The organism is Sphingomonas panacis (assembly GCF_001717955.1).
Classification (GTDB): Bacteria; Pseudomonadota; Alphaproteobacteria; order Sphingomonadales; family Sphingomonadaceae; genus Sphingomonas; species Sphingomonas panacis.
This window is the reverse complement of record NZ_CP014168.1, coordinates 4,036,548-4,050,538: the sequence shown is the minus strand read 5'-3', so window position 1 is coordinate 4,050,538 and position 13,991 is coordinate 4,036,548. Positions and strand designations below refer to the sequence as shown.

Annotated in this window: 18 protein-coding genes; 16 read left to right on the top strand and 2 right to left on the bottom strand. The window is 59.3% G+C overall.

Features of this window, described 5'->3' with window-relative positions; all coding sequences use genetic code 11:
* Positions 1-34: 34 nt before the first annotated feature.
* From J0A91_RS18520 to tnpB, 7 genes are all read left to right on the top strand, one after another.
* Complete coding sequence (locus tag J0A91_RS18520) at positions 35-805, top strand: SDR family NAD(P)-dependent oxidoreductase (protein ID WP_069206131.1); 771 nt, start codon at positions 35-37, stop codon at positions 803-805.
* A 25-nt stretch (positions 806-830) separates the two neighbouring features.
* Complete coding sequence (locus J0A91_RS18515) at positions 831-2,330, top strand: amidohydrolase family protein (protein ID WP_083224764.1); 1,500 nt, start codon at positions 831-833, stop codon at positions 2,328-2,330.
* Between the two features lie 799 nt (positions 2,331-3,129).
* On the top strand, positions 3,130-3,891 hold the full coding sequence (locus J0A91_RS18510; RefSeq protein ID WP_150126962.1) for a DsbA family protein: 762 nt from the start codon (positions 3,130-3,132) through the stop codon (positions 3,889-3,891).
* Positions 3,892-4,000: 109 nt separating this feature from the next.
* Positions 4,001-6,301 carry a porin family protein gene (locus J0A91_RS18505; RefSeq protein ID WP_150126961.1) on the top strand — a complete coding sequence of 767 codons (2,301 nt, stop codon included), beginning with the start codon at positions 4,001-4,003 and terminating at the stop codon, positions 6,299-6,301.
* A gap of 248 nt (positions 6,302-6,549) precedes the next feature.
* The gene (locus J0A91_RS18500) at positions 6,550-6,738 is read left to right on the top strand and encodes a hypothetical protein (protein WP_169833163.1); all 189 of its coding nucleotides are present in this window, start codon (positions 6,550-6,552) and stop codon (positions 6,736-6,738) included.
* A 67-nt stretch (positions 6,739-6,805) separates the two neighbouring features.
* Positions 6,806-7,135, top strand: a complete 330-nt coding sequence (locus tag J0A91_RS18495) for a transposase (RefSeq protein ID WP_069206128.1) — start codon at positions 6,806-6,808, stop codon at positions 7,133-7,135.
* A gap of 62 nt (positions 7,136-7,197) precedes the next feature.
* A complete protein-coding gene (tnpB, locus tag J0A91_RS18490; RefSeq protein ID WP_240502076.1) occupies positions 7,198-7,341 on the top strand; it encodes a transposase in 144 nt (47 codons plus the stop codon).
* Positions 7,342-7,347: 6 nt separating this feature from the next.
* On the opposite strand, the gene J0A91_RS18485 is transcribed toward tnpB, so the two are convergent.
* On the bottom strand, positions 7,348-8,205 hold the full coding sequence (locus tag J0A91_RS18485) for a hypothetical protein (protein ID WP_069206127.1): 858 nt from the start codon (positions 8,203-8,205) through the stop codon (positions 7,348-7,350).
* A 108-nt stretch (positions 8,206-8,313) separates the two neighbouring features.
* Between J0A91_RS18485 and J0A91_RS18480 the strand changes: the two genes are divergently transcribed.
* The 7 genes from J0A91_RS18480 (at position 8,314) to J0A91_RS18450 (ending at position 12,709) form a co-directional block, all read left to right on the top strand.
* The gene (locus tag J0A91_RS18480; RefSeq protein WP_069206126.1) at positions 8,314-9,507 is read left to right on the top strand and encodes a DUF932 domain-containing protein; all 1,194 of its coding nucleotides are present in this window, start codon (positions 8,314-8,316) and stop codon (positions 9,505-9,507) included.
* Between the two features lie 60 nt (positions 9,508-9,567).
* Positions 9,568-9,966 (top strand): hypothetical protein, encoded by a 399-nt coding sequence (locus tag J0A91_RS18475; RefSeq protein WP_206364926.1) that lies wholly within the window; start codon positions 9,568-9,570, stop codon positions 9,964-9,966.
* Positions 9,963-10,835, top strand: a complete 873-nt coding sequence (locus J0A91_RS18470) for a Mom family adenine methylcarbamoylation protein (protein WP_069206125.1) — start codon at positions 9,963-9,965, stop codon at positions 10,833-10,835. The genes J0A91_RS18475 and J0A91_RS18470 overlap by 4 nt, the downstream gene beginning before the upstream one ends.
* A 63-nt stretch (positions 10,836-10,898) precedes the next feature.
* A complete protein-coding gene (locus J0A91_RS18465) occupies positions 10,899-11,105 on the top strand; it encodes a hypothetical protein (protein WP_240502075.1) in 207 nt (68 codons plus the stop codon).
* Positions 11,102-11,389, top strand: a complete 288-nt coding sequence (locus J0A91_RS18460) for a hypothetical protein (RefSeq protein WP_069206123.1) — start codon at positions 11,102-11,104, stop codon at positions 11,387-11,389. The genes J0A91_RS18465 and J0A91_RS18460 overlap by 4 nt, the downstream gene beginning before the upstream one ends.
* 13 nt (positions 11,390-11,402) lie before the next feature.
* On the top strand, positions 11,403-12,131 hold the full coding sequence (locus tag J0A91_RS24915) for a DUF5983 family protein (RefSeq protein WP_240502074.1): 729 nt from the start codon (positions 11,403-11,405) through the stop codon (positions 12,129-12,131).
* 80 nt (positions 12,132-12,211) lie between these two features.
* A complete protein-coding gene (locus tag J0A91_RS18450; protein ID WP_069206122.1) occupies positions 12,212-12,709 on the top strand; it encodes a sigma factor-like helix-turn-helix DNA-binding protein in 498 nt (165 codons plus the stop codon).
* Positions 12,710-12,719: 10 nt separating this feature from the next.
* Here the strand turns inward: J0A91_RS18450 and J0A91_RS18445 are convergent, their stop codons facing one another.
* Positions 12,720-12,911, bottom strand: a complete 192-nt coding sequence (locus J0A91_RS18445; RefSeq protein ID WP_069206121.1) for a hypothetical protein — start codon at positions 12,909-12,911, stop codon at positions 12,720-12,722.
* A gap of 104 nt (positions 12,912-13,015) precedes the next feature.
* On the opposite strand from J0A91_RS18445, the gene J0A91_RS18440 reads away from it, so the two are divergent.
* Together J0A91_RS18440 and J0A91_RS18435 are read left to right on the top strand one after the other, a co-directional pair.
* Positions 13,016-13,519 (top strand): hypothetical protein, encoded by a 504-nt coding sequence (locus tag J0A91_RS18440; RefSeq protein WP_069206120.1) that lies wholly within the window; start codon positions 13,016-13,018, stop codon positions 13,517-13,519.
* Between the two features lie 146 nt (positions 13,520-13,665).
* The gene (locus J0A91_RS18435) at positions 13,666-13,983 is read left to right on the top strand and encodes a hypothetical protein (RefSeq protein WP_069206119.1); all 318 of its coding nucleotides are present in this window, start codon (positions 13,666-13,668) and stop codon (positions 13,981-13,983) included.
* Positions 13,984-13,991: the final 8 nt, after the last annotated feature.

The window sequence follows — 13,991 nt, the reverse complement described above, 5'->3', positions numbered from 1 at the left end:
ATGTCTGCACAATGAATCATGAGAGGATTTACCAATGACCAAGGCTAATTACGGATTGTCGGGCAAGAAGATCGTTTTCGTGGGCGCAAGCAGCGGAATCGGACTGGCCGTCGCGACAGAATTTGCGCGGCAAGGCGTAGATCTGACGATTACCTCGCATCTCGACGACGTCTTTGAGGCGCGGGACGCTATCCAGAAGGAGACCGGCGCGAAAGTCACCGCCCTGAAATTCGATATTTCTCGCCGGGAGGAGGTGATCGCCGCCTTTGCCGACATGGGCGATATCGACGTCCTGGTGAACAACGCCGGCATCGGCATCCCAACCCCCCCAGCCGATCGCAGCGACAAGAATGCCGAGACTTTCGTTCGCCATTTCGAGGTGAACGTGTTCGGCCTCTATTGGTGCGCGCAGGAAGCCATCGCCCGCATGAAGCCCGGCGGGAAGATCATCTTCACGGCGTCGATCTGGGCGCGCCTGGCGATGAAGGGCAATTTCCTGGCCTATATCTCGTCCAAGCACGCGGTCCTGGGCATGGTTCGCTCGCTGGCCTGCGATCTCGGGGAGAAGGGCATCACGGTCAACGCGGTATGTCCTGGTTCAATGGCGACCGAAATGAACATGAACGGGCTGACGGCCGACGATCAGGCGGCGCTGATGGCGCAGATGGTGATTCGCCCCGGCCTGATCGATCCCAAGCATCTGGCTGGCGCCTATATGTTCCTGGCCTCTGACGGCGCATCAGAAATCACCGGACAGGAGATCAGCGTCGATCGCGGACAATCCATCGGCGGAAACCAAGGATAATATCGAAATCTTGGGGAGAAGCCGTATGTGCAAGCACCATAGCCAGGATAATGCCGGCGCATTGCCGACGGCCGCAACGCCCGGCCAATATCATCCTGGGGGCAAGGCTGGCGGCGGCTCGCCTATTTTAGACAATGCCCGGAGGTCGACACCGTCAGAGATGCCGAGCGCATCCGGCGAGGATGGTCGGCGGCTTCTTATCCGGGGCGGCAGCGTCTTGTCGATGGATCCACACGTCGGCGATTTCGCCTGCGCCGACGTCCTTGTGTCCGGCCGGCGCATCGAAGCCGTTGGCCCGAATATCGACGCCGGAGACGCCGCGATTCTCGATGCGCATGGCATGATCGTGATGCCGGGTTTCGTCGATACCCATCACCACCAATTCGAGACAGCGCTACGCGGCTTCCTGGCGGACGGCATCCTGATCAACGACGGGCTTCCGCATAGCGCGATCAACTATCATGAGGACATCCTCCAGAAGTTCTCGATGGTCTACCGTCCGCAGGACGTCTACATTAGCGAGCTCTTCGGCTCGCTCTCGCAGATCGACGCCGGGGTGACGACGGTCATGGACGTCTCACAGATCCATCATTCTCCTGAACATTCGGACGCCGCCGTACAGGCGCTGCGTGACGCTGGTCGTCGTGCGGTTTTCGGCTATTTCGAGGGTTGGGGCGACCGCGCGCAATACCCGCTCGATGCACGGCGGTTGAAATCGGAACATTTCTCATCTGACGACCAGCTCCTGACCATGGCCATGGGCGGCGAAATCTATTTGCCCGGCCATGCGGAAGCCTGGAAGATCGGTCGGGAACTGGCCATTCCGATCGCGCTGCATGTGGTTGGCACCTTCGGCGTGCAAGCCGTCTTCGATGAGCTCGCCCGTTCCGGCCAGTTCGGTGCGGACAATATCTTCATCCATATGACCGGCATGTCCGATCTCGCCTGGAAGGCAGCGGCTGATGCAGGCGCCCATATCTCGCTGTCGGTGCCGATCGAGATGACAATGCGGCACGGCATGCCGCCGATCCAGAAGGCGCTCGATCTAGGCATGCAGCCGTCGCTCTCGAGCGATGTCGAATGCACGATGACGGCCGACCCCTTCACGCAGATGCGCAGCGCGATGACGCTGCAGCGTGCCTTCGTCAACGAACGGGCACTCAGTGGCGACAGCGACCTGCCGGATATGGTGACCTCACGCGACGCGATACGCTTCGCGACGATCGAGGGCGCGAAAGGCCTGAAACTTGATCGCAAGATCGGCAGCCTGACACCCGGCAAGGACGCCGACATCCTGTTGCTCGACGCATCGGCGATTAACGTCGCCCCGCTCAACCATGTGACCGGCGCCGTCGTCACGTTGATGGAACGCTCCAACGTCGACACCGTGATGGTCGCCGGTGCGATCCGCAAATGGCGGGGGGAAGTCGTCGGCGTCGATGTTGCTAAACTCAGGAGCGAACTGGAAGCCAGCCGCGATTATCTGTTCGAGGCGTCCGGCATATCCCGTGATATTTTCAGATAATAAGCCGACTTTAATGGACGCAATAACCTTGCGTAATATAGAAATGATTGTACTTAAATTTACAACAATAAGTAATTTCGCTATAATAACATGTAACTATTTTATTTAATTACATAATTAGTATGAATTATTGGATCATATAATATTGATCAAAATAATATATGTTTGTATATAGCGATTCACACACTATCTCTTACTAGAGATATGAGATCGTGTGTTAATTTGTTTGAATATTATATAATGTGTCGGAAATATTGCGATTATTTGGAGGAATTTATGAAAAATATATTCGCCATTACGTTGAATATTTTAGGTGCAGCTTTACTAATCTCTTCCGTTGCCGGGCCAGCGCAGGCGACGAGTGGAGGGCGGCGTCTCGATGTGTCTAACGATACAAGGGGAACCTATCGGCCGACCAGCACGTCGCGCGTCAGTTCCGCTCCCACATTGTCTGCGAATGGTGGCACCGGTACGATCCTGTGGGCCCCGAAACCTTCGTCTGCTGGAACATATTTCGGTAAGGTCATCTTTACTAGCACGGATAGTGCTTACGCGAGCTATGCGGCGGAGATTGATGAGACTCTGACTATTTCCACGTCAGGAAACTGTAGTGCGCAATACCAGACGTTCTTCAGTGCGCCAGGGGCGTTCAACAGCGCCAACATCCAAAGTGCCGGGTGTCAGTTTGCTTCCGGTTCAATCTGGTCATTTGGAAACTAGCTTCACTTCTTACCGCTTTTGGCACCCCGTCTTATGCTGACGGGGTGCCATCCAGCTTTCTAGTGAAATCGGGGTGGAGATGCGCGCAATCAAGTCATGGCTGATCGCTTCTATGATGGTGTTGTCTCTCATTCTTCTACCTGCCACCTGGGCTGGAGCAGATGCCGATCTCAAGAGATTTGAAAGCCACAAGGCAAAGACACAAAGCCAATTCAAGGCCTTGCCGCAGGCCGTGATAAATCTTCGTGAGGGAAGAAGATTTCCCTTTTTTGGAAGGGACAATCCAGCCGGGGTAGTGCGTGGTCTGACAATCCTTGTTTGCAGTATCCAGTCGCCAAGTTGCGCCAAGACGTATCGACAGGCGCGACAATCAGCGAACGCTCTTCAGGGTTTACGTATCATCTATCTGGAAATGCCGAGCGCCCAGCCTGGAGGCGTTGATATGGCCAAGCTCGTTCTTGCTGCGGCTCGTGAGGCAAAGCTGTCAGAGTTCCTCGATGCGGTCACGAACGACCCGACTTCCACCGGGCATCCCGACGCCGCCGCTGCGCAGGCCGGGCTAGATTGGAGGAAGCTGCAAGCGGACGCTGGAAGCGATGTTGTCAACGAGGAGCATGAAGCCATCCGCCGCTTCCTAGGCGAGGTACATATTTCCGACGTACCGTTTTTCGGGGGGATGCTGAGGACGATCCAAAAAGACGGACAGCCCGATGATAGCACGTTTGTCGTGACACAACCCTTCGCCAGTAAAGACTTCAAACAGAATGTTGATGCGATGATGCACTGTCGGACGGCCCATTTTGCCGATGTCGCCATAGGCCGTTATCATTGCGATGGGTGAACGGTTTATGGACAGCCTGTCACAGGTCAGAAGTTTGGACAAAAACGTCCTTATGACGCGTTCGGGTCAGGCCTAGAAAAAAAGTCGCTGTGTAGGTTCACGGGAGTATATGCTGCCTTTAGCCATTCTCCGCTTAGCGCCACTTTCTTCGTTGGCTATTGTGCTTGTTTCGGCTTCGCAGGTTCATGCACAGGAGTTTCCGTCGGCAGCGGTGACGGAGGCGAAGGTTGCCTTAGATGAATTAAGCGACACGGCCATCGTGGTTACAGGCAGGCGTTTGACGCCCATCGATGATATCAAGCCGCGTCGGATCCTGTCAGACGATACTCTGTCTGCCTATCGTACAACGACGCTCGGCGAATTGCTGGAGGCCATCGCGCAGCACGAAGGCGTTGCGCCAGACGTCGTCGTTAATGGCCGGCGGCTCGGCTCCCTCGCGGATATCGAAGCACTGCCGCCCGAAGCGGTCGAGCGGGTGGAGATATACGATGCGCCCGTTGGGCAGCGCTTCGGCTTTGCTCCACGCGGGGGCCGCACCCTCAATATCGTGCTGAAACGCAATTTTCAGAGCCTGACGGTTGAAGCCAAAGCCGGCGGCACGACCCGTCGCGACCGTGGGCTCGTCAGTATGGTGGGACGCGGCGCACGGTTGCGGGGAGATCGTCGATTGAACGCTACCGTGTCTGCGGTCAGGGACGGAGAGGTGCGCGCCAGTCGGCGGCCCGCAGTCGGTGGCAACAGCGAAACCGGCGTCCAGGGAAATCGGGACCGCAGCCTGGTCCCTGGACGGAAGGAGTTGGACGCGAGGCTTGGTTTCTCACTGCCGCTTGGAAACGGAATGCTCGATATGGGCGTCAAAACGAACCACGACCGTACCTTCAGCTTGCTTGCTCTGAGCGATGTCTCTGGCGTCCTCCTCCCCGCGCAGCGGCGCCGACAGCTTACAAGTGTCGATGCGCAGGACATCTCCGCGACTTACAGCGTTAATCGCGGCGCATGGTTCACCAGCATAATGATCGGATTAAGCCATTCTGTCTCGCATAGCATTACGCGGCTGCAACAGGATGCCTCGACGGCACTTTGCACCGATGTTGGGCCCGTCTGCCGCTCCCAGAGCGTCGCCTTGAGCACCACGACCGGATCCGTGGACGCACAACTCGGCGGACCGCTACTGGATCTTACGCCCGGGCAGGTGCGGCTCGACATTCATGCTGGACACGATCGATCCTCGGTGGTGAACTTTGATCGGCTCTATGCAACGCGCCCCACTTACCGATACCGCTCCACTCGCGCACAAGTGACCCTGACGCTACCGCTTGTCGGCCCGAAGACACCGTTGTTGGGGGTGCTGGGTACGATCGATTTCAGTCCCACGCTTACGATCGAAAGCCTCGCCGGGACCGGCCGTATGTTCGGCAGGGCTTTGTCGGCGAGTTGGTTGATATTTCCGGAACTGTCAGTGAATGCCGTGATGGAAAGCCGTGGCAGCTTTCCGTCGATCGCACAACTCGGCGCCCCTCGACTGGTCGTGCCTGACGTCAACGTATATGATTATCGTGTCGCCGGAATCGTGGCAACCAACTATCTCACCGGCGGCACTGCGCTGGCACGCGAGAGCAGCGATACAATCACGCTGTCTGCCAACTACACGCGAACATTTGGAGGCATGAGCGCCGCCTTCGGAACGACCTACTTAACGATACGGACGAACGAGCCAATTGTCAGCTTGCCGGAACCGTCGCCGCTTCTGGAAGCGTATTTTCCAGATCATTTTATCCGCGACGCGGGCGGAAGGTTGACGCTCATCGATGCGCGTCCATTCAACGCCAGGCGCCTTCTACGCAAATCGCTGACCCTAACCCTTAATCTCGCCGGAACCTCTGACGCGTCATCGACAGCAGGGCCGAAGGCGACCGTTGTACGCCCCTTGCAATGGCGGTTGGGCGTGCGTGCCGAACATCTTATGGAGCAATCGCTGCAACTTATGCCCAGGTTCGCGCCGATCGACCTTCTGGCGCACCCGCTCAGTATTGTGGGGGGGGCCCCATCGGCATGGAATCTCACCCTGCAAGGGGGGGTGACAGGGGCGCGTACAAGTCTGGTGGTCGACTATTCGTGGCGCAGCGGAGTACATGCACAAGCGCAAAACGGTCATGATGCCATACACAGCGAACCGCTCGGTATGCTTGACTTCACCGCATCCCGGGACTTCGGAAATGCTGGGAATACACAGTCGACGCCTACCTTCCGCGTTACGGGCAGGATACGCAACATTCTTGATGCACGTCCGAACATCACCGTCTTCAGCCGAGCTGGCGCATCGCGCCTTAATCCGTGGTTGCTTGCGCCTGAGGGCCGTTCAATCCTGATATCCCTGACCGTACCGATCGGAAAGGAGTACCCGCCATGAACATGCTATCTCGGATTTATACCATCAGCTAGATACCGTTGTTTTGCACGTCATTAATTAAGTCATTTTGATGTTGCTCGTTCAATGTACCCGTCCGGTGAGGCTTGCGAGTACCCTAAGTATTTTAATTAATTACGGGTCTTCGGGCAATAATTGTTGAAGCGAATGAAACAGTTATGATTCAATCACGCGCACCGTGATGTCGAAAAAGTGGCGACGGCTCATGGACATCTCGACAGGATACAACCTTGCTCTCAAAGATGTGGGTGATTGAAAGCTCGGCGCCACGGTTACTTGAAACCAATAGCGCCTCGCTGCGCAACGTTCGCAACCATTTCGGACCCTCATGGCTCCTCGATCTCAAAAAGGCGACGCTCGATGCTGCCGAGAGACGCTTGGCCAATCGTACGCCTTCGGTGAAGGCCGCCTTGCGGTGATTGGCTGATATTTGGAGATGGCACCGGTGCAAGCACTGGTGCTTGCACCGGTACTAGAGACGGTGCGATGGGTCAGGTGACGATAATTTCGGGGGTCGAGCGGCGGCGCTCTTGGTCTGATGAACAGAAGCGGGCGCTGGTGATGGCGGTTTCGCAGCCCGGTGCGAACGCGGCGGAGATCGCGAGGGAAGCGGATCTGCGGCCCGGCCAGATATATCGCTGGCGGCGTCAGATGTTCGGTGATGGACAAGGTTTTGCTGCCGTTGCGGTGAAGCCTGATCCAGCACCGCCGATGGGGCCAGCGGTTGTCGTGGAACTGGGCAGCATCACGGTCCGCCTGGCTGCGGATACACCACCGGATCTGGCTGCTGCCGTCCTGCGGTCGCTGCGACGGTGATCCCGATCCCCTCGGGTGTCAGGATATGGATCGCGACCGGGCATACGGATATGAGGAAGGGCATGCGGTCTCTGGCTTTGCAGATTCAGCAGAGTTTCAAGCGCGATCCCCATGCCGGGGATCTGTATGTCTTCCGGGGTCGTCGCGGCGACCTGTGCAAGATCCTGTGGCATGACGGCATTGGCATGTCGCTCTATGCCAACTAACCGGTTTCATACTACAGCCCTATCGTCGAGATCGGTGCATTTTGAGCCGCTGAGCCGACGGACGGTCTCAGCCCGGTGGACCAGTTGGTTCCATCGGCTGCACTGCTTGGCCGGGACGTGCGGTCCTGGCGGCTCATAGAGGCCGATATAGCCGTTGTAGGCGTGTCGTTTTACGATGCCGTATTTCGCCCATCTGACCAAGGTACACTCGGTGATGCCGAGTTTTGCGCAGGCTTCCGCTTTTGTCAGCATTCCCCGCTCGCGCAGCCGGTCGTAGCGAGAGCGCAGACCATATTGTTTGACGATATAGATGACGCGCAGGTCGGTAAACTGGGCATCGGCCTGATCACGCCGCGCTGAGCCGCCAGGTCGGATTCCCTTTGCATTCAGGATATCCGCGATTTCGGCGCAGATATGGTCGTCGAGAAGCTTGTCGACCAGTTCGATCACCTCGGGCCGCGTCTTTACCTGCTGTGCGGAGGATTTGGGATTCTGGGTCGTCAGTGTTTCGGTCCTCCCGCCTCTGAAGCGGATGTGGATCCTGGTCTCTCCCTCGGCGGGGAACTTGAGCAGTGTGACGTCCTCGACAAGGTAGGCCAGAAGCTGCTTGCGTTCACGGTTCGGCAGGGTTGGATCGTACCAGACCGTTTTGAAGTCGGTCGTCATGGCGATCAACCGATCGCGGATCGCATCGTCCAGTGTTAGCCGGTCTTCGCGTAGAGCACGCTCTCCTTCTTCCTGCAGGTCGGCCAGCATGCGCAGCTTGTCGTTCCATTCCCGTTCAAGAGTGTCGGCAACCAGACGGTTGTTCGGATCGACCAGCATGAAGCGCCGCTGCGGACCTCGCTGGATCCCGATCCCCATGGCGGCAGATCCACGCCCTTCAGGCCGGAGAAGGAAGGGGGGAGTGGATGAGTGCCGGATTGGCGAAGGTCGCTCCGGTCCGTCCCATCCATCATCAGGAGAGCCGCCATGGCCAGTCTTGCCCAGACCGTCGATCGTCCCGTCGATGGCGCTTACCGCGTCGACATCTCGCGGGGTCGTAATGTCGGCCGCGTATCCTCCGAATGGTTCTCGCGACCCGACGACGAAAAATTCCTCTCGTTGACGGATCTCTATGCGAGCGTTCGTTCCCGCGCGGATCGCGCGACGACCCGTGTCATCGAAAGCAATGCCGTTCGCGTCGAGGCACGCAGCGAAGATCCGGAGCGACTTTCGCTGATCGTGCCCGGCGACGATCGCCCGATCGCGCCGACCAACTGGTCGTTCGGCCAGTTGTGCAGCCTCGTGAGCGCCCCCGCCTCCTACTTGCGGGCCCTTCCAGGGGCTCTCGCCGGTATCAATCTCCAGCACGGTCTGCTCAGCCATCGCGGCGAGCAGGTGAAGTTGCTCCAGACCGATGAAGGCCACTCCGAGCTTCGTGCGGTAACCGGCCCGGATTACGGCAGAATCTGGGATCACGAGCTTGTCGGCGCCGTCATGAAGATCGCCGGCAACGGCGTCGACGAGACGCGCTGGAAGGTGCCTGGCGTGCTCGATTGGGGCAGCATGCGCTATAACCCCTATGTCGACGTCAGCCTGGAGACGACGACGCTCTACGCCTCGGACCGCGACGTCTTCCTCTTCCTCGTCGACGATACGCATCCGATCGAGGCTGGCAAACTCGCCAATGGCGATCCTGATTTGTACTTCCGCGGATTTTATTGTTGGAACTCGGAAGTCGGCTCCAAGACATTGGGAATGGCTACTTTTTACCTCCGCGCAGTGTGCATGAATCGCAACTTGTGGGGCGTGGAAAATTTCGAGGAAATCTCGATCCGCCATTCCAAATTCGCCGCCAATCGCTTCGCGCACGAAGCGGCCCCTGCGCTCGAGCACTTCGCGGACTCCTCGCCCTTGACCTTCATCCAGGGCATCAAGACCGCGCGTGAGCGCATCGTCGCCCGCAAGGATGAGGATCGCGAGACGTTTCTGCGCAAGCGGGGCTTCTCGAAGGCCGAGACCTCGAAGATCATCTCCACGGTCCTGGCCGAGGAGGGCCATCCCCCGTCGTCCCTGTACGACTTCGTTCAGGGGATCACGGCGCACGCCCGAACCAAGACCAATCAGGACACGCGCCTGGAAGTCGAAACCAAGGCGCGCACGCTGCTCGCAACCGCCAACTGAAATGTTCGTCGCCGCGGTCTCACCAGACCCCGGCGGCGCCTAGCATGGAGGATTTCAGCCATGACCGCGACAACTGCCCGTAGTGAGCTTCTCGATAGCATGTACCATCTCCTGTCGATCTATCTTGGCGATGAGTGCCCCGAAGACGAAAATTGGGAGGACTTCGACCCCGACATCGACCGAATTCGAACAGAAGTAGGCGATCTCCTCGAAGGCGAGACCCAGCAAATTGCCACGATGCCGACCGTGCCGCAGCGGTTCGTCGTGGAAGTGGAGTTCCTGAGCGGCGGCGTGCGCTTCGCTGCCGAAACCCATGCTGTCGACGCCGTCGACTGGACCGCGGCGAAGCGTGCCGCATTCCGCCAGGCCGACGACAGCATCTACGACAATGACCGTATCCCGGACCTCACGCGCCGCGCGATCGACCGCACGACCGGCGATCCAGCCCCTGTCCGATGATCACCGAGCGCACCCAGCGGTGGCGCGAACGGCGCTGCCGCTGGATTCCCAACGCTACCGAAATCGATCCGCGACAGCTTGCGGTCGACGTCATCGATACGCGGAAGCAGGCCGCACCTTTCGTAAAGGCGCACCATTATGCCGCTTCCATGCCGGTGGCGCGCCTGTCGGTCGGCCTGTTCGCTAACGGCCCCGCTGGCCGGTCGGAACTAGTCGGCGTCTGCGTCTTCTCTCACCCCGTCAACAACGCGAGTATCCCGAAGAATGCAGGGCTCTCCGATCCCCGATCGGCCTGCGACCTCGGGCGCCTCGTTCTGCTTGAAGGCACTGGAGGCAATGCAGAAACCTTCCTGCTGGCCCGGGCCTTTCGCCTCCTTCGCCGGGAAAAGCCGGAAATTCTCTCGGTCATATCCTATGCGGACCCGGTGCGGCGCGTCGATGCCCAGGGCCGCGTTTTCATGCCGGGCCATATCGGCGGCGTCTATGCCGTGATGGGAAGCCAATATACCGGCCGTTCCAGCCCGCGCACCGAACTCATCATGCCTGATGGGCGTCCCATATCCTCCCGCGCGATCTCGAAGATCCGCAATGCCGAATGCGGGCAACGCTATGCGATGGACGGTCTGATCCGCGCTGGCGCGCGCGATCCTCGCTTCGGCGAGGACAGGGCCGATTGGCTCGCGGAGCTCGAGCGGGTCGGCTTCCTGAAACGGCGCCGCCATCCCGGCTGTCATGGCTATCTCTATGCCCTGACAAAAGCTGCCCGCCTCGCAGCGCGCAAGGTGCCAAATCTACCCTATCCAGTGCTCGATCGTCGCGCGGTCGAAGGCGACGTGACCGCTCTGCCGCTGCTGGCTCGGGCGGCCTAGCCACAGCCCGAACCATCGGGTCAGCCGAGCAGATCATCAGTAAAATTGCAGATGGAGGCAATCATGACCGGACAAGCGAAAAGCTTTGCCGAAACCTACACGATGCGCAGCACCTTCTGGCGGCTTCTCGGTGAAGCCGGGAAGCTGTTGGCGGACGCCTACACGCAAGCCGACCTGGAGAATCAGGCCGCAATCAAGGAGCTGGCGTTCGACGCGATGCTTCACTCGCTGATCGAGCACAACGGCTACACGCCCGACGACCTGCCATGAGCCCGAAAGCCGACCCGTTGGAGGTCCTGGCCTTCATTGCATCCGGCATGTCCATGACCAGCGAGGACATAGCGGCCCGCTGGCCCACATGGTCCAGGATGAAGGATGCCGCGCTGTCCCGCTATGCTCGCGAAAGCCGGGCATACCGTCACAAGTGGGGCGACCGGGCGCGCGGAACGTCGGACCCGATGGTCGATAGCTTTGCGGCCGCCCGCCACCACTGGGTTTATCTTCCCCTGATCCGCGCCGCCCTGAAAGAGCAACCGATGAACAATTCGACATGAGGAGGGCACTGTCATGACGAACTCGACCGAAGCCGGCGGCCAACCGAAATTTCTATCCGGACGTTCCACCGCTCGGCTGCTTGCCAGGGCCCGCGCCGCGATCGCTGCGCCCGCGGACATTGATGACGCACTGCGGGCAGTTCTGCTCGACGACATCGCCAGAGCCGAACACCAGCTCGCGACCCTTTCCGCATGCTGCAAGGACGACATTCACCTCGGGCGCGTCGCCCATGAGGGATGCGTCAGCGTCTTTGCCGCCCATTCGCGCGAAGCGCTGCTGCAGCAACTCCTCACCTATTGCTGTGAACGCTGGCCATGCCCCGACGAACCTGCGCCGCACCAGCTGCAAGGCATCGACCGGCGCCTGCGAGAATATCAGGAAAGGGTCTCCGGCCTCAGTGTCGGCATCTGGACGAGCAGCGCCGGCGACCCCAGCGCGCAGCACCATGAGAGCCTGGAGGCGGGAACCTATTGCGTGCTCGGCACTGCCCATGTTTCCGCCGGGACCGCCAATCTCCTCGACCGATGGTGCAGCGAACGGTCGGACGGCGGTCCTATCCTCATCGCCCGCAGTATCTACGGATGGTTCGTCCCCACCAGGGAGGTCAGTTCGGAAACCAACGATCAAATCCCCGACGATCTGCTTGCAGCCATGTCGTTCGGACGACGACAGGGATATGATCATATTCTGTTCGATTGCGATGCGGCCACCGTCCCGGATCTTCCCGTCCACGACTGGTAGATCGCGCACTGTTCGGAAGGGAAGGGGGCAGGGGTGGATGAGCGGGCTGGAGCCTGTTTTCCCTGCCCATGGAGGCCCCCATGTCGGACCACGATACCATGGCGCTTCTGCTTGAAGCGCTCGAATTCCTGAATGACCATCCCAACTTCGGCCTGCGCCGCGACCGCCGCCGCACGACATATGATCTGGCGGCACGCATCGACCGCCATCTTGCGCTCAGGACCGCGCCAGCACACCCGGCAATCGCCGAAGCGAGGGATCGCTGGGCATCGACGCCATTCCTTCGCATCGACGCCGACGAACATGTCGTCGAGCCGGCAACCGCAGGCTGGTGGGTTCGGGGCTGGATCCTCATTGGCCACATCAGCCTTGAACAATCCGCGCCCGAACTGCGCGCCCGATATGAAGCGGCGGTCGTAGCTTTACCCGCCCTGACGCGCCAGGTCTTCATCGCCCATCGCGTCAAAGGCCTTGCCTATGACGCGATCGCAGAACGGCTCGACATCAGCATCAACGATGTCCAGTGCCGCATCGCCGAGGCACTCATCGCCATTTCCAAAGCCCTTGAGGCCGAGTGAACGACAGTCGTCAGGCTTTGAGGCCGGCCTCCAGCAATTGCAGCCGATCCGCCGCGACTTCGGCGACCCGCGCCTGAATCGTATATCCCTTACCTTCTAGAATTTCGCTCAGATCGCGCATCATGCCGATCAGCGCGGGTGTCGGCACGCCCTCGTCGAGGATGCGCAGCAGTTCGGTTTCCTCGGCGTCCAGTTCGCGCATCCCGGTTCCAGTCCTGTTGAGCTGCGGCGTCCCAGCCGATGCCTTGTCTATCTTGCCTGGCAGGGACGGTGAGTCGGCCTGAACAGATATAACACCGTGCCGGCATGGCCGATATCGCGGAGAAGATCATGCACGCTCGTGACATGGAAATGACGCTTGATAGCTTCGCGCGATCCGGCGGCATTGCGCCCGTTCGCGCCTATTACATATCGGGAGAGTTTCACATCGTCGCAGATGGCGAGACCCTCTACAGCGATGAAGGCCATGAATATTGTCTGCAATGCGCAGAGGGGCTGCTTCGAACGGCGCTGGTCCACCTGTCGGGAGACAAACGGGATGAGCATCGTGTTTCATCCACCGAGCTTCATCACGAAGATACATGCAAGCACTGCCTCATTTGCGGCGCGCTTCTGGACTATGCGCTTAACGATATTGGCGTTGCCTCGGAGCTCGATCATTACCTGATGCATCCGTTGTCGCGTGACCTCCGGCCCGGAGACGCCTTCCACATCGCCAGGATGCTCGAAGCAGCGCCCGCCGACCGGACGGTCCTGCGCATCGCTCGACAGGCGCTACGCCAAATTCCTCGAGTGCATCGACGCAATTAGACGTGCGTTCCCGCCCGGCGATTGTTCATCGATTCACGGACCCCAGTCGCACGCTCCCATAATGGCCCCTTCGAAAGACTGAAGCCTTTCGAGATGGAAGGAAACGATGCGCGAACCAGTCAACGAAGTCAGTCGGGAGAAACACCATGGGCGAACGCAGTCTATTCGCCAAGACAGCAAGCGAACAGCGTTGGACCGAAAAAGCCCAGGTCGATCTGCTCCTCCGCTACATTGAAAATCAGGACTCGGCGGGCGCCTTCGAGGATTTCCTCGCGGAACAATGCGCAGACATCTCGAGCCTGATTCATGATCCGGCCGACAGGTTCCTCTGGGCCGTGGCGGAAGAACTCGAGCACGCCGGGCTCATCCATCGATCCGAATTCCAGAGTTTCTGCGCTGACAGCTTTGAGACCATGACGGTCGGGCAGGCGGCCGATTTCTGGCGGATGCACGAGGGCAACTGAGCCCCGCA